General features: G+C 68.6%; 25 protein-coding genes. 8 read left to right on the top strand and 17 right to left on the bottom strand.

The annotated features are described in order from the left end of the window. Positions 1 to 189: 189 nt before the first annotated feature. The 5 genes from D0D37_RS30020 to D0D37_RS30000 form a co-directional block, all read right to left on the bottom strand. Positions 190 to 756, bottom strand: coding sequence for a TetR family transcriptional regulator (locus tag D0D37_RS30020; RefSeq protein WP_116203957.1), 567 nt, complete (start codon positions 754 to 756; stop codon positions 190 to 192). A gap of 72 nt (positions 757 to 828) precedes the next feature. Next, on the bottom strand, positions 829 to 2,037 hold the full coding sequence (locus tag D0D37_RS30015) for a cytochrome P450 (protein ID WP_116203956.1): 1,209 nt from the start codon (positions 2,035 to 2,037) through the stop codon (positions 829 to 831). 127 nt (positions 2,038 to 2,164) lie between these two features. After that, the gene (locus tag D0D37_RS30010) at positions 2,165 to 2,356 is read right to left on the bottom strand and encodes a hypothetical protein (protein ID WP_116203955.1); all 192 of its coding nucleotides are present in this window, start codon (positions 2,354 to 2,356) and stop codon (positions 2,165 to 2,167) included. Positions 2,357 to 2,413: 57 nt separating this feature from the next. Next, positions 2,414 to 3,832, bottom strand: coding sequence for an MFS transporter (locus tag D0D37_RS30005; protein ID WP_116203954.1), 1,419 nt, complete (start codon positions 3,830 to 3,832; stop codon positions 2,414 to 2,416). Beyond that, entirely contained in the window at positions 3,833 to 5,269 is a 1,437-nt protein-coding gene (locus D0D37_RS30000; RefSeq protein ID WP_208720209.1) for an FAD-dependent monooxygenase, read from the bottom strand. A gap of 91 nt (positions 5,270 to 5,360) precedes the next feature. Here D0D37_RS30000 and D0D37_RS29995 point away from each other — a divergent pair, with 91 nt between their 5' ends. Together D0D37_RS29995 and D0D37_RS29990 are read left to right on the top strand one after the other, a co-directional pair. Continuing rightward, a complete protein-coding gene (locus D0D37_RS29995) occupies positions 5,361 to 5,873 on the top strand; it encodes a MarR family winged helix-turn-helix transcriptional regulator (protein ID WP_208720208.1) in 513 nt (170 codons plus the stop codon). Continuing rightward, positions 5,870 to 6,268, top strand: coding sequence for a hypothetical protein (locus tag D0D37_RS29990; protein WP_116203953.1), 399 nt, complete (start codon positions 5,870 to 5,872; stop codon positions 6,266 to 6,268). The genes D0D37_RS29995 and D0D37_RS29990 overlap by 4 nt, the downstream gene beginning before the upstream one ends. Here D0D37_RS29990 and D0D37_RS29985 read toward each other — a convergent pair. Together D0D37_RS29985 and D0D37_RS29980 are read right to left on the bottom strand one after the other, a co-directional pair. Then, positions 6,265 to 7,017, bottom strand: coding sequence for a maleylpyruvate isomerase family mycothiol-dependent enzyme (locus D0D37_RS29985; protein WP_116203952.1), 753 nt, complete (start codon positions 7,015 to 7,017; stop codon positions 6,265 to 6,267). The two genes, D0D37_RS29990 and D0D37_RS29985, sit on opposite strands and share 4 nt — an antisense overlap. 50 nt (positions 7,018 to 7,067) lie before the next feature. After that, positions 7,068 to 7,799: a class I SAM-dependent methyltransferase gene (locus D0D37_RS29980; RefSeq protein WP_116203951.1), complete on the bottom strand. Its 732-nt coding sequence runs from the start codon at positions 7,797 to 7,799 to the stop codon at positions 7,068 to 7,070. 147 nt (positions 7,800 to 7,946) lie between these two features. On the opposite strand from D0D37_RS29980, the gene D0D37_RS29975 reads away from it, so the two are divergent. After that, positions 7,947 to 8,402: a hypothetical protein gene (locus D0D37_RS29975; RefSeq protein WP_244223724.1), complete on the top strand. Its 456-nt coding sequence runs from the start codon at positions 7,947 to 7,949 to the stop codon at positions 8,400 to 8,402. Positions 8,403 to 8,535: 133 nt separating this feature from the next. Here the strand turns inward: D0D37_RS29975 and D0D37_RS29970 are convergent, their stop codons facing one another. Together D0D37_RS29970 and D0D37_RS29965 are read right to left on the bottom strand one after the other, a co-directional pair. Continuing rightward, positions 8,536 to 9,186, bottom strand: coding sequence for a response regulator (locus D0D37_RS29970; protein WP_116203950.1), 651 nt, complete (start codon positions 9,184 to 9,186; stop codon positions 8,536 to 8,538). Next, on the bottom strand, positions 9,174 to 10,421 hold the full coding sequence (locus D0D37_RS29965) for a sensor histidine kinase (RefSeq protein WP_116203949.1): 1,248 nt from the start codon (positions 10,419 to 10,421) through the stop codon (positions 9,174 to 9,176). Before D0D37_RS29965 ends, D0D37_RS29970 begins: the two co-directional genes overlap by 13 nt. A 233-nt stretch (positions 10,422 to 10,654) precedes the next feature. Here D0D37_RS29965 and D0D37_RS29960 point away from each other — a divergent pair, with 233 nt between their 5' ends. Both D0D37_RS29960 and D0D37_RS29955 read left to right on the top strand, forming a co-directional pair. Further along, positions 10,655 to 11,845 (top strand): cytochrome P450, encoded by a 1,191-nt coding sequence (locus tag D0D37_RS29960; RefSeq protein ID WP_116203948.1) that lies wholly within the window; start codon positions 10,655 to 10,657, stop codon positions 11,843 to 11,845. A 2-nt stretch (positions 11,846 to 11,847) separates the two neighbouring features. Beyond that, entirely contained in the window at positions 11,848 to 12,063 is a 216-nt protein-coding gene (locus tag D0D37_RS29955; RefSeq protein ID WP_116203947.1) for a ferredoxin, read from the top strand. 87 nt (positions 12,064 to 12,150) lie between these two features. Here the strand turns inward: D0D37_RS29955 and mtnA are convergent, their stop codons facing one another. Next, positions 12,151 to 13,116: an S-methyl-5-thioribose-1-phosphate isomerase gene (gene mtnA / locus D0D37_RS29950; protein ID WP_116203946.1), complete on the bottom strand. Its 966-nt coding sequence runs from the start codon at positions 13,114 to 13,116 to the stop codon at positions 12,151 to 12,153. A 62-nt stretch (positions 13,117 to 13,178) separates the two neighbouring features. Between mtnA and D0D37_RS29945 the strand changes: the two genes are divergently transcribed. Continuing rightward, positions 13,179 to 13,577, top strand: a complete 399-nt coding sequence (locus D0D37_RS29945; protein WP_116203945.1) for a RidA family protein — start codon at positions 13,179 to 13,181, stop codon at positions 13,575 to 13,577. Between the two features lie 169 nt (positions 13,578 to 13,746). Here D0D37_RS29945 and D0D37_RS29940 read toward each other — a convergent pair whose 3' ends face one another. The 6 genes from D0D37_RS29940 to D0D37_RS29915 form a co-directional block, all read right to left on the bottom strand. Next, positions 13,747 to 14,727, bottom strand: coding sequence for a CobW family GTP-binding protein (locus tag D0D37_RS29940; RefSeq protein ID WP_116203944.1), 981 nt, complete (start codon positions 14,725 to 14,727; stop codon positions 13,747 to 13,749). A gap of 13 nt (positions 14,728 to 14,740) precedes the next feature. Then, positions 14,741 to 16,102, bottom strand: a complete 1,362-nt coding sequence (locus tag D0D37_RS29935) for a UbiD family decarboxylase (RefSeq protein ID WP_167493591.1) — start codon at positions 16,100 to 16,102, stop codon at positions 14,741 to 14,743. Next, complete coding sequence (locus D0D37_RS29930) at positions 16,099 to 16,704, bottom strand: UbiX family flavin prenyltransferase (protein WP_116203942.1); 606 nt, start codon at positions 16,702 to 16,704, stop codon at positions 16,099 to 16,101. Before D0D37_RS29930 ends, D0D37_RS29935 begins: the two co-directional genes overlap by 4 nt. A gap of 9 nt (positions 16,705 to 16,713) precedes the next feature. Next, entirely contained in the window at positions 16,714 to 18,075 is a 1,362-nt protein-coding gene (locus tag D0D37_RS29925) for a nucleobase:cation symporter-2 family protein (RefSeq protein WP_116203941.1), read from the bottom strand. A gap of 211 nt (positions 18,076 to 18,286) precedes the next feature. Continuing rightward, complete coding sequence (locus tag D0D37_RS29920) at positions 18,287 to 19,648, bottom strand: nucleobase:cation symporter-2 family protein (RefSeq protein WP_208720207.1); 1,362 nt, start codon at positions 19,646 to 19,648, stop codon at positions 18,287 to 18,289. Between the two features lie 35 nt (positions 19,649 to 19,683). Further along, positions 19,684 to 21,090: an amidohydrolase family protein gene (locus D0D37_RS29915; protein WP_116203939.1), complete on the bottom strand. Its 1,407-nt coding sequence runs from the start codon at positions 21,088 to 21,090 to the stop codon at positions 19,684 to 19,686. 341 nt (positions 21,091 to 21,431) lie between these two features. Here D0D37_RS29915 and D0D37_RS29910 point away from each other — a divergent pair, with 341 nt between their 5' ends. Then, a complete protein-coding gene (locus tag D0D37_RS29910) occupies positions 21,432 to 22,415 on the top strand; it encodes an amidohydrolase family protein (RefSeq protein WP_009081542.1) in 984 nt (327 codons plus the stop codon). Between the two features lie 22 nt (positions 22,416 to 22,437). On the opposite strand, the gene D0D37_RS29905 is transcribed toward D0D37_RS29910, so the two are convergent. Further along, positions 22,438 to 23,433: a LacI family DNA-binding transcriptional regulator gene (locus D0D37_RS29905; RefSeq protein WP_116203938.1), complete on the bottom strand. Its 996-nt coding sequence runs from the start codon at positions 23,431 to 23,433 to the stop codon at positions 22,438 to 22,440. A 91-nt stretch (positions 23,434 to 23,524) separates the two neighbouring features. Between D0D37_RS29905 and pucD the strand changes: the two genes are divergently transcribed. Beyond that, positions 23,525 to 25,837, top strand: coding sequence for a xanthine dehydrogenase subunit D (gene pucD, locus D0D37_RS29900; RefSeq protein WP_482746751.1), 2,313 nt, complete (start codon positions 23,525 to 23,527; stop codon positions 25,835 to 25,837). The last annotated feature ends 53 nt before the right edge of the window (positions 25,838 to 25,890 follow it).

Raw genomic sequence — 25,890 nt, 5'->3', positions numbered from 1 at the left:
AAGATCAAAATAGCGGCGGCGTTCCGCCGCCAGCCTCACACGACCCCGCGGCAACCGGCCCTCGCCGACCTCGAACACAGCAACCCCTGCACAACTCAGGCGTTGCAACGACCGCTAGAACCCAAGCAGAGTCCGTGAAGGTTCCCCTCACGGACTTCGCCCCGGGCACCGTCGGTCAGCGCGGGTGAATTACTTGCTGCGTTCGAGCAGGGTGCGCACGGCCGGGCCGATAAGCCGTTCGATCTCGTCGGCGGGCGCGGTGGCGAGCGGCTCCTTGCGAGTGATCGAGCGGACCAGGCCGATGCCGAGCAGCCAGGCCATCGCCAGGTCGGCCCGCAATTCGGCGTCCGGCGCGTCGGTGAGCCCGGACAGCGCTCGGGTGTATTCGGCGTCGAGCTGCGCGCGGAGGGCCTCGTCGGCGCGATCGGTGCCGGATGACCGCAGGTAGGTCTCGATGGAGCGGGACGCCGAGTCGTCGCGTTCGAGGAGGCTCCGCAGCGCCGCGGAGAACAGCCGTTCGGGCGGGGTCGTCTCGACCTGGGCGAGGCCGCCGCGCGCCATCACGTGCTCGAACAACGCGTCCTTGCTGCCGAAGTACCGGAACAGCAGCGCCTGGTTGACGCCCGCGCGGTTCGCGATGTCGCGCACCGTGGTGCGGTCGAAGCCGCGGTCGGCGAACAGCTCGGCCGCGGCGTCCAGCAGCGCGGCTTTCGTCGCCGTCGCGTCGCGTTTGCGCGAAGGCTGATCCGCGGCCATCCGGTTTCCCCCTGGGGTGCGCTGGTGTGCGCGACGAGGTTAACCCGACAGGCCGCGGATCAGCCGGACGAACTACGCGGACCAGGCGACCGGCAGCTCCTCGGGGCCGTAGACGAGCGCGTTGTGCTTGTACGCCAAAGATTCCTTCGGCACCGCCAGCCGCAGGTCCGGCACGCGGCGGAACAACGCGGTCAGCGCCTCCTGCATTTCGACCCGCGCGAGCTGCTGGCCGACGCACTGGTGCGCGCCGAACCCGAAGGCGACGTGCGTGCGCGGCGATTCGCGGGTGAAGTCCAGCTGGTCGGCGTGCGGATAACGGTCCTCGTCGCGGTTGGCGGAGTTCAGCGCGGCGATCAGCCAGTCACCCGCGGCGACCGTCTGGTCGCCGACCTTGACCTCTTCGGTCGCGTATCGCAGCACGCCGAACTGCACGACCGACAGATACCGCAGCAGTTCTTCGACCGCCCGCTGCGGATCGGTGAGGGCTTGCTCGCGCTGCTCCGGATGGTCCAGCAGCAAAAGAGCGCTGAGCGCGATCATGTTGGCGGTGGTTTCGTGCCCGGCGACCAGGAGGCTGAGCCCGAGCATGATCAGCTCGTCCAGGTCGAGCCGCTCCCCGGAGGCCTCGGCCCGGACGATGAGCTTGCTGAACAGGTCGTCCTGCGGGTCCTGTTGCTTGCCGGAGAACAGTTTGCCCAGGTAGCCGGCCAGTTCGTGGTACGCCTGCTTGGTGGTTTCGGCGTCCTGGTCGGTGCTGACCAGCAGGCTGCTCTGGCGCTGGAACAGCTCGCGGTCGGCGTACGGGACGCCGAGGAGTTCGCAGATCGCCAGCGACGGGATCGGCAGCGCGAAGTCCAGCACCAGATCGGCGCGGCCGGGTTTGGCGAGCATCGCGTCGAGATGCCTCTCGACCTGCTCGCGGACGTAATCGCGGAGCTTCTCCACCCGCCGGACGGTGAACTCGGCGACGACCATTTTGCGCAGCCGGGAATGCTCCGCTCCGTCGAGCTGGATGATCGAACCGGGGTCGACCTCGGCGTATGGGTCCAAATCGGGCTTGACGTGCACCGACGAGGCTCCGCGCGAGCTGAGCGCCGGGTCGGCGAGCACCGCGCGGACGTCGTCGTAGCGGGTGACCAGCCAGGTGTCGAACCCGGCCGGGCAGCGGATCCGCGACACCGGCGCGGTCTCCCGCAAGGCGGCGTACTCGGCGGGCGGGTCGAACGGGCACCCGGTGGCGCGGGCGGTCGGAAGTGCCGGGGTCTCGGACGGGGTGGGCATGCGGATGGCGCCTTTCCTCCGACGGTGCGGGCATCTTCCACTCTGGTGACGCCCGCACCGGCGCGGGGCGATCGATCAAGATAGGCGACGGAAGGACCACAGCTCTGCCCGATTCACCTCACCGCGATTAGACCGGTTCGGTGATCGGCTGGTCGGCGAATCGGCGGGCGACCCGTTCGGCGCCTGCTCGGGCCCGGGCGGTGGTGGCGAGGACGGCGAGCGCGATGATGAGCGTCGTCCCGCTCGCGACCGCCCCCAGGCCGTGGCGTATCCGGTGAGCACGGTAGATCGCGAGCACGATGAGCGTCGTCCCGCCCACCAGGCCGTGGCGTAGCTGGCCAGCGGATTGGCTGTGGCTGCGTGGTGAGCACCGCGATTAGACCGGTTCGGTGATCGGCTGGTCGGCGAACCGGCGGGCTACCCGTTCGGCCCCCGCTCGCGCCCGGGCGGTAGTAGCGAGGATCGCGAGCACGATGATGAGCGCGGTCCCACCCGCCACCGCCCACCAAGCCGTCGCGTAACCGGCCAGCGGACTCGCCGCGGCAGCGAGAATCGTGCCCGCGACGGCGACGCCGAGGGTCTGCCCGACTTGCCGCGAAGTGGACGCGACCGCGGCGGCGACCCCGGCTTGGGAGCGCGGCATGCCGCTCACCGCCGCGTTGGTGATCGGCGGGTTCAGCAGGCCGAAGCCCATCCCGAACACGCCGTACGCGATCGCGAGCACCCACAGCGGCGTGGTGGCCGACGCGGTGGTGAGCACGACGGCAACGACGGTCATTGAGATACCAGCGGTCAGCAGTGGAATCCGCGCACCGCGAGTGGCGACGAGACGGCCGGCCAGCGGCGCGGCGATCGTCACCGCCACGGCGGTCGGCAGCAGCATCAACCCGGATTGCAGCGCCGACAGCCCGCGCACTTCCTGCAGGTACAGCGGCGACAGGAACAGGAACGTGCCGAACGCGGCGAGCCCGCACACCGCGCTGATCGTGGCGGACGAGAACGGCGCGCTCCGGAAGAACCGCAGTTCGACCAGCGGTTCCCGGCGGCGGATCTCCCAGCGGATCAGCGCGGTCAAGGCGAGCACGCCGAGCCCGGCCAGGCTGAGGATCACCGGCGAACCCCAGCCGAGCCGCTGGCCCTCGATCGCGGCGGTCACCACCGAACCGAGCAGCACCACGACCAGCACCTGTCCGACCGGGTCCGGCCGGCGCGGGCGCGGAGCACGCGATTCCGGCACGTAGCGCGCGGTCAAAGCGAGCGCCGCGACGACCACGGGGACGTTGACCCAGAAAATCGCCCGCCAGCCGATGCTTTCGGTGAGCACGCCGCCGAGCACCGGGCCGACGCCCAGCGAAATCCCGACGATCGACCCCCAGACGCCGATCGCCCGCGCCCGCTCGCCCGGGTCGGCGAAGACGTTCGTGATGATCGACATCGCGACCGGGTTCAGCATCGCGCCGCCGAGAGCCTGCACGATCCGCGCTGCGACCAGCCAGCCGATCGACGGGGCCAGGCTGCACAGCAGCGAGCCGAGTCCGAAAAGGACCAGCCCGGCGAGGAAGGTTCGCTTGCGTCCCAACCGGTCTCCGGTGGCGCCGGCGAGCATCAGGAAGCAGGCGATCACGAGCGTGTAGGAGTCGATCGTCCATTGTAGACCGTTGATCGACGCGCCGAGATCGGTGCGGATGACCGGGAGCGCGACGTTGACGATGGTGTTGTCCATCGCGACGACGAGGATGCTGGAGCAGAGAATCGCGAGAATGCCGAAGCGTCCGCGTGCGGTGTCGACGCCCATTCAGCGCTCCATCCAGTCGGCGGTGATCTTTTCGTCCGCTGTCCACACTTCGGCGGAGTAACCGTCCGGCCGGACGAGCACGGCGGCCAAGTCGTGCCAGTCCCGGGTTGAGCGCACGACGTTCTCGCCCTCCGCGACAGTGCTGCCGAAAGCCACGAGAGTCAACCGGTCCGGCCGCAGTGCGCGGTGGAGCGTGCGGCCGTCGTCGAGCGGGAGGTTGGGTACGCGACGGCCGACGAGGCTGCCGTCTTCGGCGTAGGAAACGTCCAGTCCGGACAGCCAGCCGCGCAGTTCGTCCGCGGTGTCGCCGTCGCGGCCGATGAGGTCGGACATCAAGTCCCGCAATGCTTTTCCGCCGGGAGTGAAGGTGACCATGAGTGCGGCCTGAGCGAGGGTGTTCGCCGCGAGCCGGACCGCGATGGGGCGGCGTTCGGCGTCGTAGGACTGCGGGCCGTCGATGATCCGCTGTGGCGCGCGGCCCTTCACCTCCGCGGCGAGCTTCCACGCGAGGTTCGCCGCGTCCTGCACACCGACGTTGAGACCCTGGCCGCCCGCCGGAAGGTGGACGTGCGCGGCGTCTCCGGCGAGGAACACCCGGCCGGCGCGATACTGCTCGACGTGGCGCGTGGTGTCGCCGGTCCGCGAGGCCCAGACCACCTCGGTGATGCCGAAATCGTCGTCGGCGAGCCGCTTGAGCGTCGCGAGCAGTTCGGTCTCGTCGGGTATCAGTGCTTGGCGGCGTGCGGCTTCCTCCGGCGTGAGGCCGGTGTCGCCGGGTTCGTGGCCGAAGACGCGGTGGATGCCGCCGGGCAGCGGAAACACGCTGTACGAGCCGCGTTCGCAGTCCCAGTTGTGCGACTGCGCCGGCGGTCGTTCCAGTTTGACGTCGGCGAGGAAACCCATGGTGGACGCGGGACTTCCGGGAAAGGCGAGTCCGAGCGCGTGCCGGGTCGCGCTGTGCGCGCCGTCCGCGCCGACGACGTACCCGACGCGCTGGGTGTCGCCGGATTCGGAGACGATGGCGACGCCTTGCTCGTCCTGCGTGAGGTTGGCCAGTTTCCATCCGTACTCGATCGCGACGCCCTGTTCAGCGAGATGTTCGGCCAGCAGCCGCTCGGTTTCCGGCTGCGGGAGCATCAGGACGAACGGGAACGAGGTGTCGAGTCCGGTGTAGTCCAGCCGGTTGGGCAGGGTCGCGAAATGCGCGGCAGGCACCGGATTTCCCGCCGCGACCATGCGCGCGGCCAGCGAACCCCGCTCGTCCGGCAGCGAATCGAGAACTTCGAGGGTGCGCGGGTGGATGGTCGTCGCCCTCGATTGCCCCGCGCGTTCCGGATTCGCCTCGAATACCCGGACCGCGACCCCGGCGTGGTGCAGGAACGCGGCCGCCGCCATCCCGACGGGTCCGGCTCCGATGACCGCGACTTCGATGTTCATGGTTCCCCCTTGGCCGATGCTCGACTGGCGAACTGTCTTGACGTCAAGGTATTCTCTCACTGCCTTGATGTCGAGAGAAAGGTCCGTGCCGGTGAACACCACGCCGCGGGACGCGGTCGACGACCTGGTGGACGCCGTCCGGCGAGGAGGCGGCGACGAGAGCGTGCTGGGCGCGAAGTCGCTGTCCTACCGGCTGCGGCGGGTCGCGCACCAGCTGGAACTGGCGATGCGCCGGGAATTGTCCGCGCACGGGATCGAGTTGTGGGAGCTGGAAATGCTCGCCGCGCTCAAGCGCGCGCCCGGACACCGGCTGACGCCCGGGCAGGTGATGGCCGCGGTCGAGCTGACCTCGGGTTCGGTCACGCACCGGATCACCCGGCTCGAAGCCCGCGGCTGGGTCCGCCGCGACAAAGACCCGGACGACCGGCGTTCGGTGCTCGTGTCCCTCACCGAGGAGGGCAAACGGCAGGCGATCGCGTCGTTCGCGCTCAAGACGGAGATCGAACGCGAAATCACGAAGGCTCTCGAACCGGAAACCATCGACGTGGTGAACGACGCGCTGCGACGGGTTTCGCACCACCTCAAGGGAAAGGACGACCAATGAAGCGGGAAACCTTGGGCGCGGCAGCCGTTGTCGCGGGCCTGGCCGCCGCCGCGCCGTCGGTGTGGCAGACGGTCACGCACATCACCGATCCGAGCTACCGCGCACCGGAGGTCCGCCACGGCGAAGGTCACGTGCAGTACCACATGGCGCGCGAAGCACTGATCACCGCGGGCGCTTTCGGTGCGGTGGGCACCGGTTTGGCGGCTGGACGGGGTCGCTCGCCCGCGCTGTGGCGGGCAATGGCTTGTGCCGCAGGCGGTTTCGTGGCGGCGATGTGGTCCGGCGGTCCGACGACCGGGGTGTGGGCGCCGAACCGGAAAGCGCTGGCGATCCACGTGGCGTCGACGAGCGCGATGACTTTGGGTGTCGCGTTGCTGCGGCCCGAGCGTCGTTAGAGAAAGATCCGGGCGTTCTCCAGCCACGCTGTCGCGTCGTCGCCGATCGCGGCCAGACCGGTGTCGTCCAGTGCTCGCCGCTGGGTGATCCGAAGGCAGAAATCCCTTGCGCTGCCCCGGATCCGCTGTGCGGCGTCGTCCGGCCCCCAGCCCCAGACAGCACCGTCGGGACCGGTCAGCTCGACCCGGATCGGCTCGGTCGGCAGCGGCAACTGGGCGGCGTAGAACGAAAGCCCGCGCCCGGCGACGCCCAGCACGGCGATGTGCTTGAGCCGGTCAGTCGGGCGGTGTTCGACGCCCACGGTGTCGAAGATGTCCTGCCCGTGCGCCCAGGTTTCCATCAGCCGAAGCGGCACCGCGAGCTTCGCGGTGGACTCCGAGCCGTACCACGGAAACGCCTGGTCCAGCGGGATTTCGCCGAGTACTGCGGCCACTTCGGCCCGTCCGGCGCGCCAGTAGTCCAGCAGCTCCGAGCGCGGCCGCGCGGCGCCCTTGGCCGCGACGGCGTCGGAGTTTTCGTCCAGCACGGCGGCGAACTTCTCCGGCGTCCGGATGGCGAGGAGGACGTTCGCGTCGGCCGCCGCGAGATGCGCGATCTGGTGGCCGATCGTCCACCCCTCGGCCGGGGTCGGTCTCGACCAGTCCGGTTCCGTGGACACCACCGCGTCGAGGTCGTCGCCTTCCGCGAGCAGATCCGGCAAGGCGGCTTCGCGGGCGATCTCGGACAAATCCAGGCCGTAGTCCAGCATGCGACCACGCTATCCAAACCGCGACCGGGACTGGGACATTCGGGAACCGGTTATCGGCCTGACGGGCAGCCGGTTTCCGCCGCGACGATCAGGAAGTTCGGCATGCGCACGTAAGCCTCGATGCCGCTCGCCGCCCCCACCTCCGGATCCAGTCCCGGCTCGACGACCTCGCGCACCCGGCAGCCGAGCGCGGCCACTTCGTTGAGATAGGCGGAAATCGGCCGATGGAAGTCGGAAGCACCGCCCCCGACGATCTCGTACTCCGCCAGGTACTCCTTCCGGCGGTATTCGCCGTGCTCCCGCCAGGTGCCGAACAGTTCCTCGAACGCCGGATGCACGATGGCGAACACGAACAACCCGCCCGGCCGCACCGCTTCGACGCAGGCGCGCATCGCGGGCTTCCAATCGGGAATCGCCATCAGCACCATGCTGCACACGACAGCGTCGAACGGCTCCAGTTCGGGAAGCTCGGCGAGATCCGCCTGCAGGTAGGAAATGCCTTCCGCGGACTTCTCCCGGGCGAACGAAATCAGGCTCTCGGCCGGTTCGACCCCGGTCACCTCGGCTCCGCGCCCGGCGAGTATCCGGCTGAAGTATCCGTTGCCGCAGCCCGCGTCCAGCACCCTCCGGCCCCGCACGTCGCCGAGAAGCCGGAGGAGGACGGGGTTGCCCAGATGCCGCTTGGAAAAGTCGCCGCTCTCGGCGGTCGCTTCCATCGATTCCCTTGTGCTGCCGGTGTTCCACTGCCGGATCGCGGCTTCGTTCGTCCATGCGGAAGTCATTGGACCGAGCCTAGTGCGCCACCCCGGTGCGGAAGGTGTACCCAGCACCACCATCAAGTCGGATAGGTGCGTTACTGCCTCGGATCTGCCGCGAACGACATGCTGATGCCGTGCCCGAGGGGCGGGCACCGGAGGGAGTCAGGTGTCATGGCGAGCGGTGTCCTGCGGATCCTCCCGAAAGCCGCGGCCGCTTCGACGTTTCCTCTGCTGCTTCGCCGGACGGCCACGGTCCTCACCGTGCTCGGGCTGGCGATGATTCCCTGGGTGGTCTTCCTGCACGCCGGGCTTCCGGCCACCGCTCAGGCCGCGCACTGGGCGTGGACGTGGACGGGTCTGGACAGCTTCGAGGCGCTCGGCCTGCTCTCCACCGGCCTGCTCCTCCGGTGCGGCGACCGCCGGGCCTGCCTGACCTCCGCCGCCACCTCGGCCCTGCTGCTGGTCGACGCCTGGTTCGACACCATGACGGCTGCCCCGGGCTCGGACTTCAAGGTGGCGGTGCTGATGGCGGTCTTCGCCGAGTTGCCGCTCGCGGCGGCCTGCGCGGTTCTCGCGACCCGGGCCTTCCCCCGGCCGGGCCGTTCAGCGGAAGAGGCCGTGACGTGACCGGCGCTTGTGGCCCGGTCTGTCAGGAGATGCTCGACCACGTGGGCCGCCGGGCCAAGGATCGGGGCCGCTGCACCATGATCCGCTACCCGGGATCACTGTGCCGACACCGCCCGGATCACGGAGGCGAAGGTCAGGCCGGGGACGCTCCGAGGAACCGCAGCACGGCCAGGACGCGGCGGTGGTCCGCGTCGACCACGGGCAGGTCGAGCTTGGCGAAGATGTTGTTGATGTGCTTCGCCACGGCGCTCTCGCTGACCACCAGCGCCTGCGCGATGCCGGCGTTGGAGCGCCCCTCGGCCATCAGGCCGAGCACCTCCCGTTCGCGGGGGGTCAGCCGGGCGAGCGGGTCGCTGTCGCGCCGCAGCAGCAACTGGGCGACGACCTGCGGGTCGAGGGCCGTGCCCCCTTCCGCCACTCGCCGGACCGCCGCCACGAAGTCGGCGACATCGGCGACCCGCTGCTTGAGCAGATAGCCCACGCCGCTGGTGTTCGCGGACAGCAGGTCGGCCGCGTACCGCTCCTCCACGTACTGCGAAAGCAGCACGACCGGCGTCCCCGGCCAGCGCCGACGGATCTCCATTGCCGCCCGCACCCCCTCGTCGGTGAAGCCGGGCGGCATCCGGACGTCGATCAAGGCGAGTTCCGGCCGATGCTCCGCCACTGCCGCCAACAGTCCTTCCGCGTCGCCGGCTTCCGCGACGACCTGGAACCCGCCCGCCTCCAGCACCTTGATCAGGCCGACCCGCAACAACACCGAATCCTCGGCGATCACCGCGCGCACGGCAGCTCCGCGGCGACGGTGGTGGGCCCGCCGGCGGGGCTGCTGACGCGGAAGGCCCCGTCGAGGGAGCCGACCCGCTTGGCCAGCCCGGTCAGTCCTGTGCCGGCGGCGGCGTCGGCACCGCCCAGCCCGTCGTCGGTAACGCGCACTCGCAGCACCTCGCCGACCTGACGGACTGTCACCTCCGCACGCATCGCGTTGGCGTGCTTCGTCGCATTGGTCAGCGCCTCGGAGATCACGAAGTACGCGACTGACTCCACGGTGGGTGCCATCCGCTCCTCCAGATCGACCCGCAGCCGCACCGGCAGGGGCGTGCGGGCGGCCAGCCCCGACAACGCCGCGTCCAGACCTCGGTCTTCGAGCACGGCCGGGTGCAGCCCCCGCACCAGGTCATTGATTTCGGCGATCGCCTCCTTCGCCTCGAGGTGCGCTTTCGCGATCACCTCGCGGGCCTCACTCGGCAGGTCCGGACGGGTGGCCATGGCCAGACCCAGGTTGACCGCGAGAGACACCAACCGCTGCTGGGTGCCGTCGTGCAGGTCGCGCTCGATCCGGCGGCGCTCCGCGTCGACGGCCTCGATCAAGTCGGTCCGGCTCACGGCCAGCTGATCGACCCGCTTCTGGAGCCGCTGCGCCCGGCTGGGCCCGAGCAGCCCCGACGCCAGCCGCGCCTCCGCCCGGGCTGCTGCCCGCGCGGTCCAGGGCAGGGCGCACAGGAGGAGGAGCCCAGCCGCTGTGTAAACCGGCAGCTGGGTCGCGTAGCCGAACCAGTCCTGGCGGATTCCGGTTGGCAGCGCCCAGGACCAGGCGTAGGCGGTGACTCCCGCCAGGCCTGCCGCTGCCATCGCGAGCACCAGCAGCTCCAGCAGCGCGAGCAGCGGGCCCAGCAGGAGGTGGTAGCCGATCTTGCGCCAAGGCCGCGTCGCCGCGAGCCACCGGACGGTCGAGGCCCACGTCCATTGTTCCGGCGCAGTGAAGGCGAGTCTGGGGACGTCCACACCGATGAGCGCCCGGTAGCGAGCCCGCTGAACGGCGGTCAGCACCGGGGTGCCGAGCAGGACCAGAGCAGCCGACACGGAAACCGCAAGGAGCCAGTTCCCCGTCCGGGCGGCAGTCGCCGCCGCCCAGGCCCACACGGGCACCAGCGCCAGGTGCGGCAGCACCCCAGCGGCGAGAAAGCCGGTGTCGCGCCGCGCCCGGAGGACCGTGCGTCTCAGTCCGGCTGGAATCGTCATGGCATGACGCTAAGGCACCGCAGGACGACGGTGCCATGAAACCCGTACCCGCTCTCCTGGTGAACCTAGTACCACCTCGGGCGCGACCATTTCCAGGTCCGGCTCCGCATCGCTTGCCGTACCAGGGCGGTGTCCCGGGTTTTTCCGGAACCTCCTGGCGGATTGACGCGCGGCCGACCCCGGGTGTAGGCATGTAAGCACCTGCTTACAAAGGGATCCGGGGAGTCGTTGGCATGACCACCACGCACACCGAACCGCTCGCCTACCCGTTCAACGAGGAGGCGGGCCTCGCGCTCAACGAGGCTTACACCGCAGCCCGCGAGAACGCCGGGATGATTCGCGTCCAGATGCCGCACGGCGAGGCCGCCTGGCTCGCCACCCGCTACGCCGACGCCCGCCTCGTGCTCGGCGACCGGCGGTTTTCCCGCGCGCTGGCGCAGGAAAGCGACGAACCGCGGATGTCGGAGTACCGGCGTCCGGGCGGCATCCTCTCGATGGATCCGCCGGATCACACCCGATTGCGCACGCTCGTCGCGAAGGCGTTCACCGCGCGGCGCGTCGAGGAATTGCGCCCGCGGGTCGCGCGGCTGGCAAGCGAGCTGATCGACCAGCTGCGGGAGCACGGGCAACCGGCCGATCTGGTCGATCTGTACGCGCTGCCGATCCCGGTCGCGGTGATCTGCGAGCTGCTCGGCGTTCCGGTGGGCGACCGGCCGCAGTTCCGCGAGTGGAGCGACGCGGCGTTGTCGACCACGCGGCTCACGCCGGAGGAGTCGGAACGCAGTCGCGAGGAGCTGCGCGCGTACATGGCTGGCCTGATTGCCGAGCATCGTGCGCAGCCGCAGGACGATCTGATGACCGCGCTGATCGAAGCGCGCGACGTGCGGGATCGGCTTACGGAGCTGGAGCTGGTCGATCTCTGCGTCGGGATTCTGGTCGCTGGGCACGAAACGACCGCCAGCCAGATTCCTAACTTCGTGTATGCGCTGCTGGATCAGCATGAGCACTGGGAGCGGTTGTGTGCTGACCCGTCGCTGATCCCGACCGCGGTGGAGGAGTTGCTTCGCTTCGTGCCGCTCGGTGCTGGGGCCGGGTTCGCCCGGTATGCGGTGGAGGACGTCGAGGTCGGCGATGTGCTGGTGCGCCAAGGGGAACCGGTGCTGGTGGCGGTCGGCGCGGCCAACCGGGACCGGCTGCAGTTCGGCACGGCCGACCAGCTCGTTCTGGACCGCGGCGACAACCACCACCTCGGGTTCGGACACGGCGTGCACCATTGTCTGGGTGCTCCGCTCGCGCGGCTGGAGCTGCAGGAGGCGTTGCGGGCGTTGACCCGGGAGTTGCCGGGGCTGCGGCTGGCCGGGGACATCGAGTGGAAGACGCAGATGCTGGTTCGCGGGCCGCGGTCGATGCCGGTGGGGTGGTGACGATGAGCTGGACGGTTGAGGTCGACGGGGGCGTGTGCATCGGGAGCGGGATGTGTGCGTCGTTGATGCCGGAGGTGTTCCAGCTGGACGGCGCCACCGCGCGGGCCGTGGCCGAGAGTGTTGGACCGGACGAAACGGTATTGGACGCCGCGGACTCCTGTCCCGCCATGGCGATCACCGTGCGGGACGGGGCCGAAGTCCTGGGTCCGCGCCCCTAGCTCCGGACTGTCGATGGGCCGTGAGGGGAACCCTGAGGGACTCAGAGTCCGTGAAGGTTCCCCTCACGGCCCGCCACCGCACCAGGTTCACGAGCCGAACACGCCGTCCTCGGTGACCACCGCGGTGATGAGCGCCGCGGGCGTGACGTCGAAGGCTGGGTTGAACACCGCCGCTCCGTCCGGCGCGACCTGAGTCCCGCCGAACTCCGTCAGTTCGATAGCCGCGCGTTCTTCGATGGCGATGTCCGCGCCGGTGGCGATGGTTTTGTCCACAGTGGACGACGGTGCGACGACCACGAACGGAACCCCGTGGTGGGCGGCGGCGATGGCCAATCCGTAGGTGCCGATTTTGTTGGCCACGTCGCCGTTCGCCGCGATCCGGTCCGCGCCGACGAGCACGCAGTCCACGAGCCCGTGCGCCATGGCCGCGGCTGCCGCGCCGTCCGGTTGCACGCGGTACGGCACGCCAGCTTGCTCAAGTTCCCAAGCGGTGAGCCGGGATCCCTGCAGCAACGGTCGCGTCTCGTCGACCAGTACTGACTCGACCAGGCCCTTCTCGTGCAGGTGCCAGACGACGCCGAGCGCCGTGCCCCACGAGACGGTCGCCAGGTGCCCGGTGTTGCAATGGCTGAGCAGCCGCAGCGGCCTGCGCGGGCATGAATCCAGCACGACTTCCGCCGCGTGCGCCGACGCGGTGCGGTTGCGTTGCTCGTCCTCGTCCAGCATCGCCCGCGCCTCGGCCAGCACCGCGTCGGCCCCATGCGGCAGTTGGGCCAGAGCACGGGAAACACCCCAGGCCAGGTTGACCGCCGTCGGCCGGGCATGCGCGATCCGGTCCGCCTCGGCTCGCACGTCACCGCCCTGGCGAGCTGCCAACGCGACGCCCAGCGCGCCCGCCGCCCCCAACGCCGGTGCGCCGCGGACCGCCAGCCGTTGGATCGCGTCGACCAGTTCGGGCACCGTGCGCAGCGTGAGCGTGCGGTACTCGCCCGGAAGCGCGACCTGGTCCACGATCACGATCGCCCCGTCGGCCCAGTCGACTGTCCTGCGCATACGCCCTCCCGGTCCGGAAATCCCGTGGCGGGCGGTCGCCGAGGTGAGCGACGATCCGCCTCGTGACCATTCAACGGCAGAACCCGCCCTCCTTGCACCCGACTCCCGGCTACCACCACGTGACCAGCGTCGACGCGCGCCGCACCGTGCACCTCGCCGGCCAGTGCCCGCTGTCGCCCGACGGCAAGGTCGTTCCCGGCGACGTCCTCGCGCAGGTGGACCAGATCGTCGCCAACACCGAGGCCGCGCTGGCCCACGCGGGCGCGACCCCGGAGGACGTGGTGCGCACGGTGATCTACGTGGCGACCTCCGACCGGCCGACCCTCGGCGCGGTGTGGGAGCGGTTCGTGAACTCTCCGATCGCCGCGGCGTTCACCACGGCGAGCACGCTGGTCGGCGTGACCTGCCTGGGGTTTTCGGACCAGGTTGTCGAGTTGGACGTGACCGCCGCGCTCGCGTAGGTCACCGCCCGGCCGGGCTGCAGCAGGACACTGCGAGGGTCGGCTCGGACGGGCCGACCCTCGCAGTATGGCCATCCCTCGATCGCTGGGGCGTTCACGAGCACGCTGGTCCGCGTGACCTGTCTGGGGTTTTCGGAGCAGGTTATCGAGACCGCCGCGCTCGCCTGACTCACCGCCCAGCTGCGGCCAGGCTGCAGCGAGACACCGTGTCGGTCAGCTCCGCACGGTCGAGATTCCGCCCGATGAGCACGAGCTTGCTGACCGGCGGCTCCTCCCCCCACTCGCCAGCGTCAGTCAATTCATAAATCCGATGCACCCCCTGCAACACCGTCCGCCGGTCGAAGGCGAGAATTCCCTTGAACCGGTACAGGTCGTCGCCGCGTTCGGCCAGCAGGGCGGTCAGCCACTGCTCGAACGCGGCGCGGTCCAAGGGAAAGCCGAGTTCGATCGAGACGGATTCCAGCGTCGGATCGTGGTGGTGGGACTCGTCTTCGAGCCAGTCCGGGTCGCCGGCGACGGTGCGGTTCAGGTCGAACGCGTTGATGCCGAGGATGTCGTCCAGGTCGACGCTCCCGTAGCTGGACGTGAGGATGTCCGCCGTCGCGTTGACCGAGCGGAGTTGCGTGCGCAGTTCCTCGATCTCCGGCTCGGTGACCAGGTCGATCTTGTTGAGCACGATCCGGTCGGCGAACGCGATCTGGTTGCTCACCTGACCGCCGACGCCGTCGTGTTCGCCCTCCTCGAGGTGGCTGCCGACGTGCCGCGCGTCGACCAGCGTCACGATCGCGTCCAGCGCGAAGGCCGACGACACCTCGTCGTCCACGAAAAACGTCTGCGCGACCGGGTTCGGGTCGGCCATGCCGCTGGTCTCGATGAGGATCCGGTCGAACCGTTCGCGGCGGCGCAGCAGCGATTGCAGGATCTCGATCAGATCAGTACGCGCGGTGCAGCACAGGCAGCACCCGTTGCTCATTTCGATGATCTTCTCGTCTCCGCCGAGCACGAGCGCGTTGTCGATCGGGATTTCGCCGAACTCGTTCTCGATCACCGCGATCCGGTGCCCGTGGTTAGCGGTGAGGATGTGGTTGACCAGCGTGGTCTTGCCGGAGCCGAGAAAGCCGGTCAGTACGGTCACCGGGATTTTCGCCATGATGATTCCCTCCTTAAACGTTCCCGCCGAGAATCCGGCGAGCATGCTGACGTGCTTCTTCCGAAACGACGATGCGGTTGCCGTCGAAATGCGGGCCGCGGGTGGCGTCCAGACCCATCCGGGAGGTCGTGCCGTCGGAGCCCGAGGACGGGTCGAGCGGCGAGCCGGGCAGACCGTCCACAGTGAACAAGTCCTGGTGTGGCTGGAAATGCGTGGCAAGGGCCCATAAGACGTCGCTGTCGCTGGTGACGTCGACGTCCTCGTCCACCGCGATCACCGTCTTCACGTACGGATCCCAGCCGAGCAGGCCGAGCATTACCTGCCGGGCTTGACCGGGCCGACGCTGGCGAAGTGCGACGTAACAATGGAAGTGCGTGCCGGACGTCGGGTAGTGCACCGCCGTGACATCCGGAAATCGCGCCTTGAGTTTCTCCGCCATTTCCGATTCCCGAGGAACCCGTGCGAGATTCAAGTGTTCGTCAGTGTTGCCGCCGACGACGTCGATGAGCATGGCGTCGGAACGGCGCATCACGGTCTGCACGCGGAGCACGTTGTTGGTCGAGCGATTCGAGGAATAGCCGGAAAACTCGCCGAATGGGCCTTCGTCCGCGTGCTCGGAGGCGTCGATCGTGCCTTCCAACACGAAGTCCGACCAGGCCGGGACGCCGATGCCGCGCTGCGGCGTACGCACGACTTCCAGCGGCTCGCCGAAAAGCCCGCCAGCCACCGCGCGCTCGTCCACGTCGTAGCCGACGCGTGCGGACGCGGCCAGCATGAACAGCGGATGCCCGCCGAGCACCATCGCGACCGGCATTGGTTCGCCGCGTTCGGCGTACTTCTGCAACATCCGCCACAGGTCGCCCCGAGAATGCAGGCTGGTCGCCAACTCGGTACGGGAATGCGGCATCGCACGGTGATAACTCAGGTTTCCGACGCCGGTGTCCGGATCCTCCGCGACGATGATTCCGCTGGTGACATAAGGGGAGCGGTCGCTGGCGAAGTGTCGCAGCATCGGGATGGTCGCCAAGTCGACCTCGGTAGTCACGTCGTCCAGCACCGGTCCGCTGTCGACTACCCTCGGCGGCACCGCGCGAAGCGCACGCTGCTGATAGGCACTGTGCAAACCGGATGGTCCGGTATCGAGCATGCGGGCGATCCGCTTCCGTGAAGCGAAGATGTTGCTGACCACCGGCACGTCGAGCCCGGTCACCTTCCGGAACAGCACCATCTCGTGCCGTCCGGCCGCGGCGAGTTCGTAAATCACCCCGGTGACGCCCTCGTCGGCCGGGACGGGATCGTCCAGGACGAGCACGTCGTCGGGAAACTCGTGGCGGTACTGGTCAACGAAAGCATGGGGATCTTGCCGGTGGTTCACCGCGGAACTCCTTGCGAGGCGGGCGGCCCCTGCCAGCGCGCGAACAGTTCGTTCTCGATGCCGAACTGGTCGAGCACCTTGCCGGTCAGGTGGGCGAGAATGTCCTCAATGGACTCGGGCTGGTGGTAGAAGGCGGGGACGGGCGGCAGCACGATCGCGCCCGCCTCCGTCACCGCCACGAGATTGCGCAGGTGCACGAGGCTCAACGGGGTTTCCCTGGCGACGAGCACGAGCGGACGGCGTTCTTTCAGGGTGACGTCGGCGGCGCGGACGAGCAGGTCGTCGCTGTAGCCGTGCGCGATTCCGGCGACGGTTTTCATCGAGCACGGCACGACGACCATGCCCATGGTGCGGAAGGAACCGGAGGCGATCGAAGCGGCGATGTCCCCGCGTGCATGCCGGACATCAGCCAGTTCGGCGACCTCGGCGGGCGGCATTCCGGTTTCCAGTTCGATGGTGCGGTGGGCGGCCCGGGACATCACCAGATGCGTTTCCACCGTGCCGAGCTTGCGCAGCGCGGTCAGCAGGTGGACAGCCAGGTGCGGGCCGCTGGCCCCGGTGATGCCGACGATCAGCCGGGGCCGCTGCGGTTCGGTGCCCATGACGTCCTTTCAGGACTGGGAAAGCTCAGCGGCGGGTTCCCGGTGCACGAGCGGCTCTTCTGGGCGCCGTTTCCGGGCAGCGAAGAACAGCAGGTTCAGCAGCACCGCCAGGACCGTGCCGGTAGCAACGCCGCTCTTCAGGAAAACCTGTGCCGCGAACGGAAACTGCTTGTAGAAGTCCGGCGCGCCAGCCGGGATCAAACCGACGCCGAGCGACAGCATGACGATCACCAGATTGCCGGTCTTGTTGAAGTCCACTCGGGACAGCAGCTGAATGCCGGAGACCGTCAGCGCCGCGAACGTGGCGACGGCGGCCGCGCCGATCACTGGTTGCGGAATCGCCGCGATCACCCGGCCGATCGGTTGCACCACCCCGAAAATCACCAGGATGATGCCGCCGACCGCGACCGGATACCGGCTCCGCACCTTGGTCAGCGCGACGAGCCCGATGTTCTGGCCGAACGTGGTGTAGGCGAAGCCGTTGAACACGCCGCTGAGCGCGGTGAGCAGGCCGTCCACCCGGAGCAGGTTGGCGATGTCGCGCGGCCCGACCTTCTTGCCGACCACCTGGCTGACCGCGAGACCCTGTCCGGACGCCTCGACCATCAGCACGAAAACGATCACCAGGAACAGCAGAATCGACGGAATGTCGAAATGCAACGCTCCGTAATGCATTGGTCGCAGAAGTCCGAAAACCGGGCCGGTGGCGACTCCGGCGAGGCTGCCCAGTCCGGTCAGCCAGCCGACGACCGCGCCGACAGTCAGCGCGATCAGCATCGCAAGCTGGCCGAGCAGACCGCGGAAGACCCGGTAGAACACCGCGATCAACGCGAGCGTGAACCCGGCGAGCGCGAGATTCGCTGGCGCACCGTAATTGTGCGCGGACGGATTGGAACCGGCGATGAGCTTGAGCCCGACCGGAATCAGCGTCAGCCCGATCAACGTGATGACCGTGCCGGTGACGACTTCCGGGAACAGCTTGAGCAGTTTGCTGAACAACGGTGCGATCAGCACCCAGAGCACGCCGACCACGAGCAGCGAGCCATACACTGTGGACAGCCCCTGCGTGCTGCCGATCAGCACCATCGGGACGATTCCGTTGGACGCGGCGCCGACCACGAGCGGCATCCGGATGCCGAACTTCCAGACGCCGAACGCCTGCAGCATGGTGCCGATCCCGGCGAGCACCAGGTCGACGCTGACCAGGTCGGCGATCTGCGACTGGGGCAGGCCCAGCCCGGCGCCGACCACGATCGGCACCACGACGACACCGGCGTACATCACGAGCACGTGCTGCAGACCCAGCAGCACCAGCGGACCGAATCGGGGACGTTCGTCCACAGGGGACGGGGGAGACGGGTGACTGGCCATGATTCCCTCACCTCGTTGGGCCGGCGGGGCCGGGGAAACGGCCGGGCCGGGCGGATCGCGGGGCGTCGCCGGAGCCGGACGGGCTTCCGGCGGCGATGACCCCCGGCCGCGCGCGCATCCTGCCGCCGCACCTACGGGGTTGGGGTAGTTCCGAAGATTTTTCCTTCCCTGCAAGGAGTTTCGACTATGGTGCATCGGAAGCCGCCGAGGGTCAATACCCGGGAGCGGCTTCTGGCCCGGTGCGCGGAGCCCGCTCGCGGCGGTTGAGCACGAGGTTCAGCAGGAACGCCGCGATGCCGCCGGCCGCGATGCCGCTCGTCAGCACGGTCTGCACCACAACGGGCAGATGTTGGTAAAACTCTGGCGCACCGACCGGCAAAAGGCCGAAGCCGAACGAGATGGCGACGATCAGGATATTGCGGCCGTTGCTGAGATCCGCCTGGCTCATGATGCGCAGCCCGACCGCGCCGACCGTGCCGAACATGACGACCCCAACCCCGCCGAGCACCGGTCCGGGCAGCGAAGCGACGGCCGCGCCGAGTTTCGGCACCAGGCTCATGAGCACCAGCACCGCGCCCGCGGTGGCGACCACGAACCGGCTCATCACGCGGGTGATGCTGACCAGGCCGACGTTCTCGCCGAAGGTGACGACGGTGAACGAACCGAACACGCCCGCGAACGCGGAGCCGATCCCGTCCGCGCGCAGTGCCCGGGAAATCTCGGGCGGCCCGACGTCCCGGCCGACGATCTGCCCGATGGCGAGCGTGTCGCCGGTCGATTCCACCATGTTCACCAGCTGCACGATGATCATCGGCAGCAATGCGGACAAGGCAAAAGTCGGCATGCCGAATTCGAACGGCTTCACGACGCCGACCCAGTCCGCGTGCCCGACCGAGCTGAAGTCGGCCATGCCGAGCGGGATCGCCACGAGCGTGCCGACGGCCAGCGCGATCAGGATCGCGAAGCGGCGCACGGCGGGCGGGGCGAACCGTTCCAAACAGACAGTCAGCACGATGGTGCCCAGCCCGAGAATCAGCCGCCCGGCCGAGCCGTGGTCGGCGGCGCCCGGATTGGACCCGGCGATCAGCGTCGCGGTGGAGGGCAGCAGCGAGAACCCGATGATCGCGATGATCGTCCCGGTCACGATCGGCGGGAAGAACCGGATCAGCTTGCTGAACCACGGCGCGATCAGCCAGGTCAGCAATCCGGCGACGATCGTCGCGCCGAAGACCGCGGGCAGCCCGGCCTCCTTGCCGACGATGATCGCCGGGGTGATGCCGGTGAAGGTCGAGCCCATCACGATCGGCAGCCGGACGCCGACGTTGCCGATCCCGAGCGTCTGCAACAGCGTCGCGATGCCGCTGACCAGGACGTTCGCCGTGACGAGGGTGGCGATCTGCGCGGTGGACAGGCCGACGCCGAGGCCGATCAGCAGCGGGACGGTGACCATTCCGGAGTAGGCGACCAGCAGGTGCTGGACGCCGAGCGGGAGCATTTGCCGCAGCCGGGGGACGGCGTCGACCGCGTCGCGGGTCGTGGCTTCGGCTCGGGTGGTGCGCGGACGGAATCGCATGGTTTCCTCCACAGCGGGGAAAGGGGGAGCGCGGATCACCGCGCCCAGGGAGTGAGCAGGCCGCCCATGCCGCTGCGTTCCAGCAGCCGGGCCGCGTGCCGTTCCGCCTCGCCGGCGGCGGCCTCTTCGTCGACGCGGACGCACCGTCCGTCGCGGTAGACGATCTCGCCACCCACGATCGTCAGCTCCACATCGGACCCGCGGGCGGAGTAGACGAGGGCGGCGACAGCCCGGTGCACCGGGCGCACGTGCGGACGGTCGAGCGCGGTCACGATGACGTCGGCGAGTTTTCCTTCGCTCAACACTCCCGCGTCGATTCCGGCGTAACGGGCCCCCTCGCGGGTAGCCATTTCCAGCGCGTCCTCGGCCCGCAACGCCGTCGGGTCCAAAGTGGCCGTTCGCTGGCCGAAGACGCTGAGTTTCATTGCCTCGAAAAGATCTTGCCGATGGCCGCAGCTGGGACCGTCGGTGCCCAGCGCGACCGGAACGTTCTGCTTTCGCAGGTTCGCGACCTGCGCGGTGCCGGAAGCGAGGTAGCCGTTCGAAGCCGGGTTGTGCGAAACCCCGGCGCCAGCGGCCGCGAGCTGCTCGATTTCGGCTTCGTCGAGCCAAATCGCGTGCGCGAGGGTGGCCCGTTCGTCGAGCAGGCCTTCTCGCGCGAGCCATTCCACCGGCCGGACCCCGTGCGTTTCGAGGTAGCTGACCGGATCGGTTTTGCTTTCGCAGCAATGGGTGTGCCAGCGAGTGCCGAATTCCCGGGCGAGTTCGACCGTCCGGCGGACGAGTTTTTGCTCCACGTAACAGAGGTTGAGCGCGGCAGGCCACACCGAGACCTTGGAGCCTGGCGGCCGGTGTTCCATCGCCTCGCGGGTAATGGCGAATTCGTCTTCGCTGGAATACCGGAACAACTCGATCGGCTGGCCGCGACGGTCGGCGATTTCGGTGCGTTCGCCCAGCATGCCGCGGGCGACCGCACCGCGAAGCCCCGCCTCCTCGATGACGTCGGCGACGGCCAGCGTCGTTTCAAGATCGCTTGGCGCGTAATGGTTGTCGATCACCGTCGTGATGCCGGCTCGCAACGCCTCGACCGCACCGAGTCGTGCTCCCGACACCGCTTCGGGCCCGGTGATCGCGATCGAATACGGCCACATGAACTCGCACAGCCACGGCACGATCGACATGCCTTCGCCGAGCCCGCGAGCGAGAGCTTGGTAAAGATGGTTGTGCCCGTCGACCAGGCCGGGCAGCACCGCTTTGCCGCGACAGTCGACGATCTCGGTGGCGCGCCAGCGCTCGGTGCCGGGACCTTCGCCGACGCCGGCGATCCGGTCGCCGATGATCGCGACGTGGCCGTTCCGGTGGACGGTGCGCTGGTCGTCGACGGTCACCACGGTGCCGCCGGTCAGCAGGAGATCGCAGGGTTCCGGTTCCGCAGCCGACATCGGGCCGCCCTTCCCCGGGCGGGGTCGGACCCGGCCCGGCGGTCGTCTCCAGCGCGCGGCTGGAGGCAGCTGGCCGAACGGTTGGCCCGAAACGGGAGGTCACCGGCGCCCGGCAGCACCGCCGGGTCGTTCAATGCAAAGCCCTCGCGGGGCAGGTGTCAAGAGTCTGCGCGGGAAAAGTATTGCCGCGCAACGCATTCGGCGATCATGTGTTGACAGCGGGCGGCGAAGGTGCTGCACTCGGGTTGCGCCGGAGCGCTGATCGCGCTTCCGGGTCCCGTAGGTGCGGTCAAGCGCGGCCGGGGAGTCCTTTACTCAAGTCTTGCGTAAGGAGACATCCGGTGATCATCGATACCCATGTCCATCCGACGAATCTCGTCGACGAAGCCTGGCGGCACACCGGAACCCCGTTCACCGGCGAGCGCACGCTGGAAATGATGGACGGTCCATTCTGGATCAACGGCAAGCCGCGGCGCGTGGACGTCAGTTGCATCATGCCGCCGCCGGGGAACACGACCTGGCGCGAGGGCAACAAAACCGGCCGCGAAGGCATCCGCGAATACCAGGCCTACGTGACCTCGCTGGTGCAGCAGTACCCGGACCGGTTCGTCGGGAACTTCATGTACAACCCGCGCTTCGGCCCGGAAAACGGTGCGGCGGAGCTGGCCTTCCACGTGAAGGAATACGGCTACAAGATGCTGAAGCTGCACGCCAACATGCATTCCTACCGTCCGGACCGGGCGCTGGACTGGCTGCGGCCGGTGATGCGGGTGTGCGACGAACTCGGCGTGATCGTGCTGATCCACACCGGCGACGGGCCGTACTCGATCCCGACCCAGTTCTACCCGATCATCCGCGAGTTCCCGAACGTCACGTTCATTCTCGGCCATTTCGGCATCCAGACCGGCGGCGTCTACTGTTTCGAGGCGTTCTGGATGATTCAGGACTCCCCGAATGTGATCGGCGAATCGGGCTGGCTGCTGCAGTCGCGGATCGTCGAATTCGCCAAGGAGATGAAGAAGAGCGACCTGGTGTTCGGCACCGATTCGCCGCCGAACGAGCCCGGCATGTGGGCGCGGGAGCTGGAAGTGCTGTGCCACCAGCCGCCGCAGGGCCTGAACCTGTCCGAGGACGACCTGGAGGGGTACCTCGGCAACAACATGGCGAAGCTGCTCGGCCTCGCGCCGACGCCGCCGCCGAAGGACAAGGCGGAAGCCGAGGCGTATTTGCGCGGGGACATTCCGCAGGCCTCCGCGGCGAATACGCACGCGTCGCATTATCTCGGCTACACGCCTTCCGCGTGGGCAGAGGCCGCTAACTCCTGATTCGTTCGCGTCGGCTGCGGGTTCAGTCGCACCCGCAGCTGGCGCGCGCGGTCAAGCGGACGTCGAGGATGCGGTCTTCCGGCTGGGTGTTTTCGCGAAGCTTGTCCAGAGTGGACACTGCCGCGTCGGCGAAATCGTCGAAGGAATGCCCGGCGGTGGACAGCGCGGGCCAGCTGTGCGCGGCCGCGTCGGTACCGCCGAAGCCGATCACCGCGAGGTCTTTCGGCACGCTCAAGCCCAGTTCCGCCGCGACAGTGAGCGTGTCGAGCGCCAGCCCGTCCGCGGTCGCCATGATCGCGCGCGGCCGCTCCGGGGACTGCAGCCATCGCCGGATATCCGCTCGTGCGGCGTGCCGATCCAGACCGGTGCGGACGACGTTGCCCGCTTTTCTTTCGGCCGCCCGCATTGCCTCCGCCCAGCCCCGCGCCCGGTCTGCCACCGGCCCTGATCGCGCGGTACCGGTAAGACACCCGATCTCACGGTAGCCGTGCCCGAGCAGGTGTTCGGTGGTCAACCGCCCGCCCGCCTTGTTGTCCAGCACCACGGACGGCGCGGTGCTGCCGGACGGGGCGTGGTGGTGCAGGTAGACGACCGGAACGTCCAAAGTGGAGTGAGTGGCCGCCGCTCCGGCGATCTCGGCGCGGACGAGCAGCAGACCGTCCACGCGCATGTTCGCCAGCGATTCGGCGTAGCGCAGCTCCTGCTCGCGGGAGAACGCCGAATTCCCCAGCAGCACCAGGGATCCGCGGGCGAACGCGGCCCGCTCGACCGCGTGGGTGAGCTGGGTGAAGTAGCCTTCGCTGCTGTCCGGCACGACCAGCCCGAGCACATTGCTGCGCGTGGACCGCAACGCCCGCGCGACAAGATTCGGCCGGTACCCGAGGTCGGCGATCGCCTGTTCCACTCGCGCCCGCGTGGCGGGAGCGACCGGCCGCGGACCGTTGTTGAGCACGTAACTGACCACGGCCGGCGAGGTGCCCGCCAGCCGTGCGACATCGTCCCGGGTGACCCGCTGCATGCGCCAGACGATACCCGAAGAGCCGTTGACAGTCCCGATCTACACGTGTTGAATCCGTGCAGTCGGCAACGCAGGAAAGCTGGTGGTCACTGTGGACTCGCTGGTACGCGCCGCGGAAACCGGGAAAGCCGCCGGGGTGGGCGAAAGCGCCCTCCGTCCGGACGGCGCCGCCAAGGTGACCGGCAGGTTCGCCTATTCGTCGGATTTGTGGATCGAGGGCATGGTCTGGGCGACCACGCTGCGCAGCCCGTACGCGGCCGCGCGGATCCGGTCCGTCGACACGAGCAAAGCTCTCGCCCACCCGGGGGTGCACGCCGTGCTCACGCACGAGGACGTGCCCGGCGCGAAAACGTACGGAATGAAATCCGCCGACCAGCCGGTCCTCGCCGTCGACGAGGTCCGCTACCACGGCGAACCCGTCGCGCTGGTCGCCGCCGACGATCCGGAAACCGCCCGCCAGGCGGCGAAACTGATCATCGTCGACTACGAACCGCTGACCCCGGTCACGGATCCGATGACCGTCCTGGACGAGGGCGTCCGCCCCATCCACCCGGACGGAAACCTCGTACGGCACGTGAAAATCCGCCACGGCGACCTTTCCCGGGCCCGCGCGGAGGCGGATGTCGTGGTCACCGGCGAGTACGAAGTCGGCATGCAGGACCAGGCTTTCCTGGGTCCGGAATCCGGCCTGGCGATTCCTTCCGAGGACGGCGGCGTCGAACTTTATGTTTCCTCGCAATGGCTGCACAAAGATCTGGAACAACTGGCTCCCTGCCTGGGCTTGCCACCGGAAAAGGTGCGTCTGACCCTGGCAGGTGTCGGTGGTGCCTTCGGCGGCCGAGAAGACCTGTCCGTCCACGTGCACGCCTGCATGCTGGCTATGCGGCTCGGTCGTCCGGTGAAGATGTCCTACAACCGCTACGAATCCTTCTTCGGCCATGTGCACCGGCATCCGGCGAAGATGCGCTACGAACACGGAGCCACCAAAGACGGCCGCCTGGTCTACGTAAAAGCCCGTCTGGTTCTGGACGGCGGCGCGTACACCTCAACTTCGCCCGTGGTCATCGCCAACGCCTGCTATTTCGTCACCGGTGCCTACGACGTCCCGAACGCCGAAATCGACGGCTTGGCAGTATTCACGAACAACCCACCGTGCGGCGCGATGCGCGGTTTCGGCGCCGTCCAATCGGCCTACGGCTGTGAGTCCAATATGGACAAATTGGCGCACGAACTAGGCATGGACCCGATGGAGTTGCGTCTGCGCAATGCCATGACCACGGGCACCGTCCTGCCCACCGGCCAAGCCGTCGACGGCCCAGCCCCGGTCGCGGAACTACTGCAAGCCCTCCGCGACCGTCCGCTGCCACCGTCCGGTGCGACAGACTTGCTTTCCCTGCCCGGCGGAGTCGCCAACACGACGCACGGCGAGGGGGTGCGTCGCGGAGTCGGCTACGCGGTCGGGGTGAAGGCGATCGGCTACTCAGGCGGGGTCGACGACATCTCGACCGCGCGAGTCGCACTGGCGGTGGTCAACGGCGCCCCGGTCGTCTCGGTGCACACCGCGGCGGCGGAATGCGGACAAGGCGTCACGACGGTCCAATCGCAGGTGGCGAGCACGGAGCTGGGAGTCTCCCGGGTGGTCGTGTTGCCCGCCGACACCCAAATCGGCGATGCTGGTTCCGCGTCGGCCTCCCGAATGACATGGATGTCGACCGGAGCCGTGCAAGGTGCCTGCCGGCAGATTGCCCGCGAACTCCTTCGCCGTGCATCCGTCGCTTCTGGCCTCCCAGCACTGTCCTTGGGCAACGACCAAGTCCTGGACTCCGCCGGCCGCCCGGTCTGCTCCATCGCCGACCTGGTGGGTTCGGACACTCTTTCGGACACCTTCGAGTACCACCACCGCCCCACCCAAGGCATCGACCCAGAAACCGGGCAGGGCGACGCACACATCGCTTTCGCCTTCGCCGCCCACCGAGCAGTGGTGGACGTGGACGTCGAACTGGGTTTGGTGAAGGTAGTCGAGCTGGCCACCGCCCAGGACGTCGGCAAGGCGATGAACCCGCTGGCCGTGGAAGGCCAAATCGAAGGCGGCAGCGTGCAGGGCCTGGGTTTGGCTCTGATGGAGGAAATCCTGGTCGATCGCGAGGGCCGGGTACGAAACCCGTCCTTCACGGACTACCTGATCCCGACGGTGCTCGATGTGCCGCCGATGCCGATCAGCCTGTTCGAATTCCCGCATCCGGACTCGCCTTACGGCTTGAACGGCGTCGGGGAGCCGCCGACCCTGTCCTCGACTCCCGCGATCCTGAATGCGCTCCGCTCCGCGACCGGCCTGCCGTTGCCGAACGCCCCCATCCGCCCGGACGACATCGCTCTGGCCGCGGATCGCGGCGCGGCTTCGTGACCGGCTTGCCCAACGCTGCCGTTCTGCTTGTCCCCCCTCTTCCCGTTCCAGCC

This window comes from Amycolatopsis circi, from assembly GCF_003385235.1.
GTDB lineage: Bacteria > Actinomycetota > Actinomycetes > Mycobacteriales > Pseudonocardiaceae > Amycolatopsis > Amycolatopsis circi.
This window is presented reverse-complemented; position numbering and strand designations above follow the sequence as displayed.

Excerpts from the sequence above, each read along its gene's own strand:
- D0D37_RS30020 (WP_116203957.1), bottom strand. The coding sequence starts at position 756 with ATGGCCGCGGATCAGCCTTCGCGCAAACGCGACGCGACGGCGACGAAA.
- D0D37_RS30015 (WP_116203956.1), bottom strand. The coding sequence starts at position 2,037 with ATGCCCACCCCGTCCGAGACCCCGGCACTTCCGACCGCCCGCGCCACC.
- D0D37_RS30005 (WP_116203954.1), bottom strand. The coding sequence starts at position 3,832 with ATGGGCGTCGACACCGCACGCGGACGCTTCGGCATTCTCGCGATTCTC.
- D0D37_RS30000 (WP_208720209.1), bottom strand. The coding sequence starts at position 5,269 with ATGAACATCGAAGTCGCGGTCATCGGAGCCGGACCCGTCGGGATGGCG.
- D0D37_RS29990 (WP_116203953.1), top strand. The coding sequence starts at position 5,870 with ATGAAGCGGGAAACCTTGGGCGCGGCAGCCGTTGTCGCGGGCCTGGCC.
- D0D37_RS29985 (WP_116203952.1), bottom strand. The coding sequence starts at position 7,017 with ATGCTGGACTACGGCCTGGATTTGTCCGAGATCGCCCGCGAAGCCGCC.
- D0D37_RS29980 (WP_116203951.1), bottom strand. The coding sequence starts at position 7,799 with ATGACTTCCGCATGGACGAACGAAGCCGCGATCCGGCAGTGGAACACC.
- D0D37_RS29975 (WP_244223724.1), top strand. The coding sequence starts at position 7,947 with ATGGCGAGCGGTGTCCTGCGGATCCTCCCGAAAGCCGCGGCCGCTTCG.
- D0D37_RS29965 (WP_116203949.1), bottom strand. The coding sequence starts at position 10,421 with ATGACGATTCCAGCCGGACTGAGACGCACGGTCCTCCGGGCGCGGCGC.
- D0D37_RS29960 (WP_116203948.1), top strand. The coding sequence starts at position 10,655 with ATGACCACCACGCACACCGAACCGCTCGCCTACCCGTTCAACGAGGAG.
- D0D37_RS29955 (WP_116203947.1), top strand. The coding sequence starts at position 11,848 with ATGAGCTGGACGGTTGAGGTCGACGGGGGCGTGTGCATCGGGAGCGGG.
- mtnA (WP_116203946.1), bottom strand. The coding sequence starts at position 13,116 with ATGCGCAGGACAGTCGACTGGGCCGACGGGGCGATCGTGATCGTGGAC.
- D0D37_RS29940 (WP_116203944.1), bottom strand. The coding sequence starts at position 14,727 with ATGGCGAAAATCCCGGTGACCGTACTGACCGGCTTTCTCGGCTCCGGC.
- D0D37_RS29930 (WP_116203942.1), bottom strand. The coding sequence starts at position 16,704 with ATGGGCACCGAACCGCAGCGGCCCCGGCTGATCGTCGGCATCACCGGG.
- D0D37_RS29925 (WP_116203941.1), bottom strand. The coding sequence starts at position 18,075 with ATGGCCAGTCACCCGTCTCCCCCGTCCCCTGTGGACGAACGTCCCCGA.
- D0D37_RS29920 (WP_208720207.1), bottom strand. The coding sequence starts at position 19,648 with ATGCGATTCCGTCCGCGCACCACCCGAGCCGAAGCCACGACCCGCGAC.
- D0D37_RS29915 (WP_116203939.1), bottom strand. The coding sequence starts at position 21,090 with ATGTCGGCTGCGGAACCGGAACCCTGCGATCTCCTGCTGACCGGCGGC.
- D0D37_RS29905 (WP_116203938.1), bottom strand. The coding sequence starts at position 23,433 with ATGCAGCGGGTCACCCGGGACGATGTCGCACGGCTGGCGGGCACCTCG.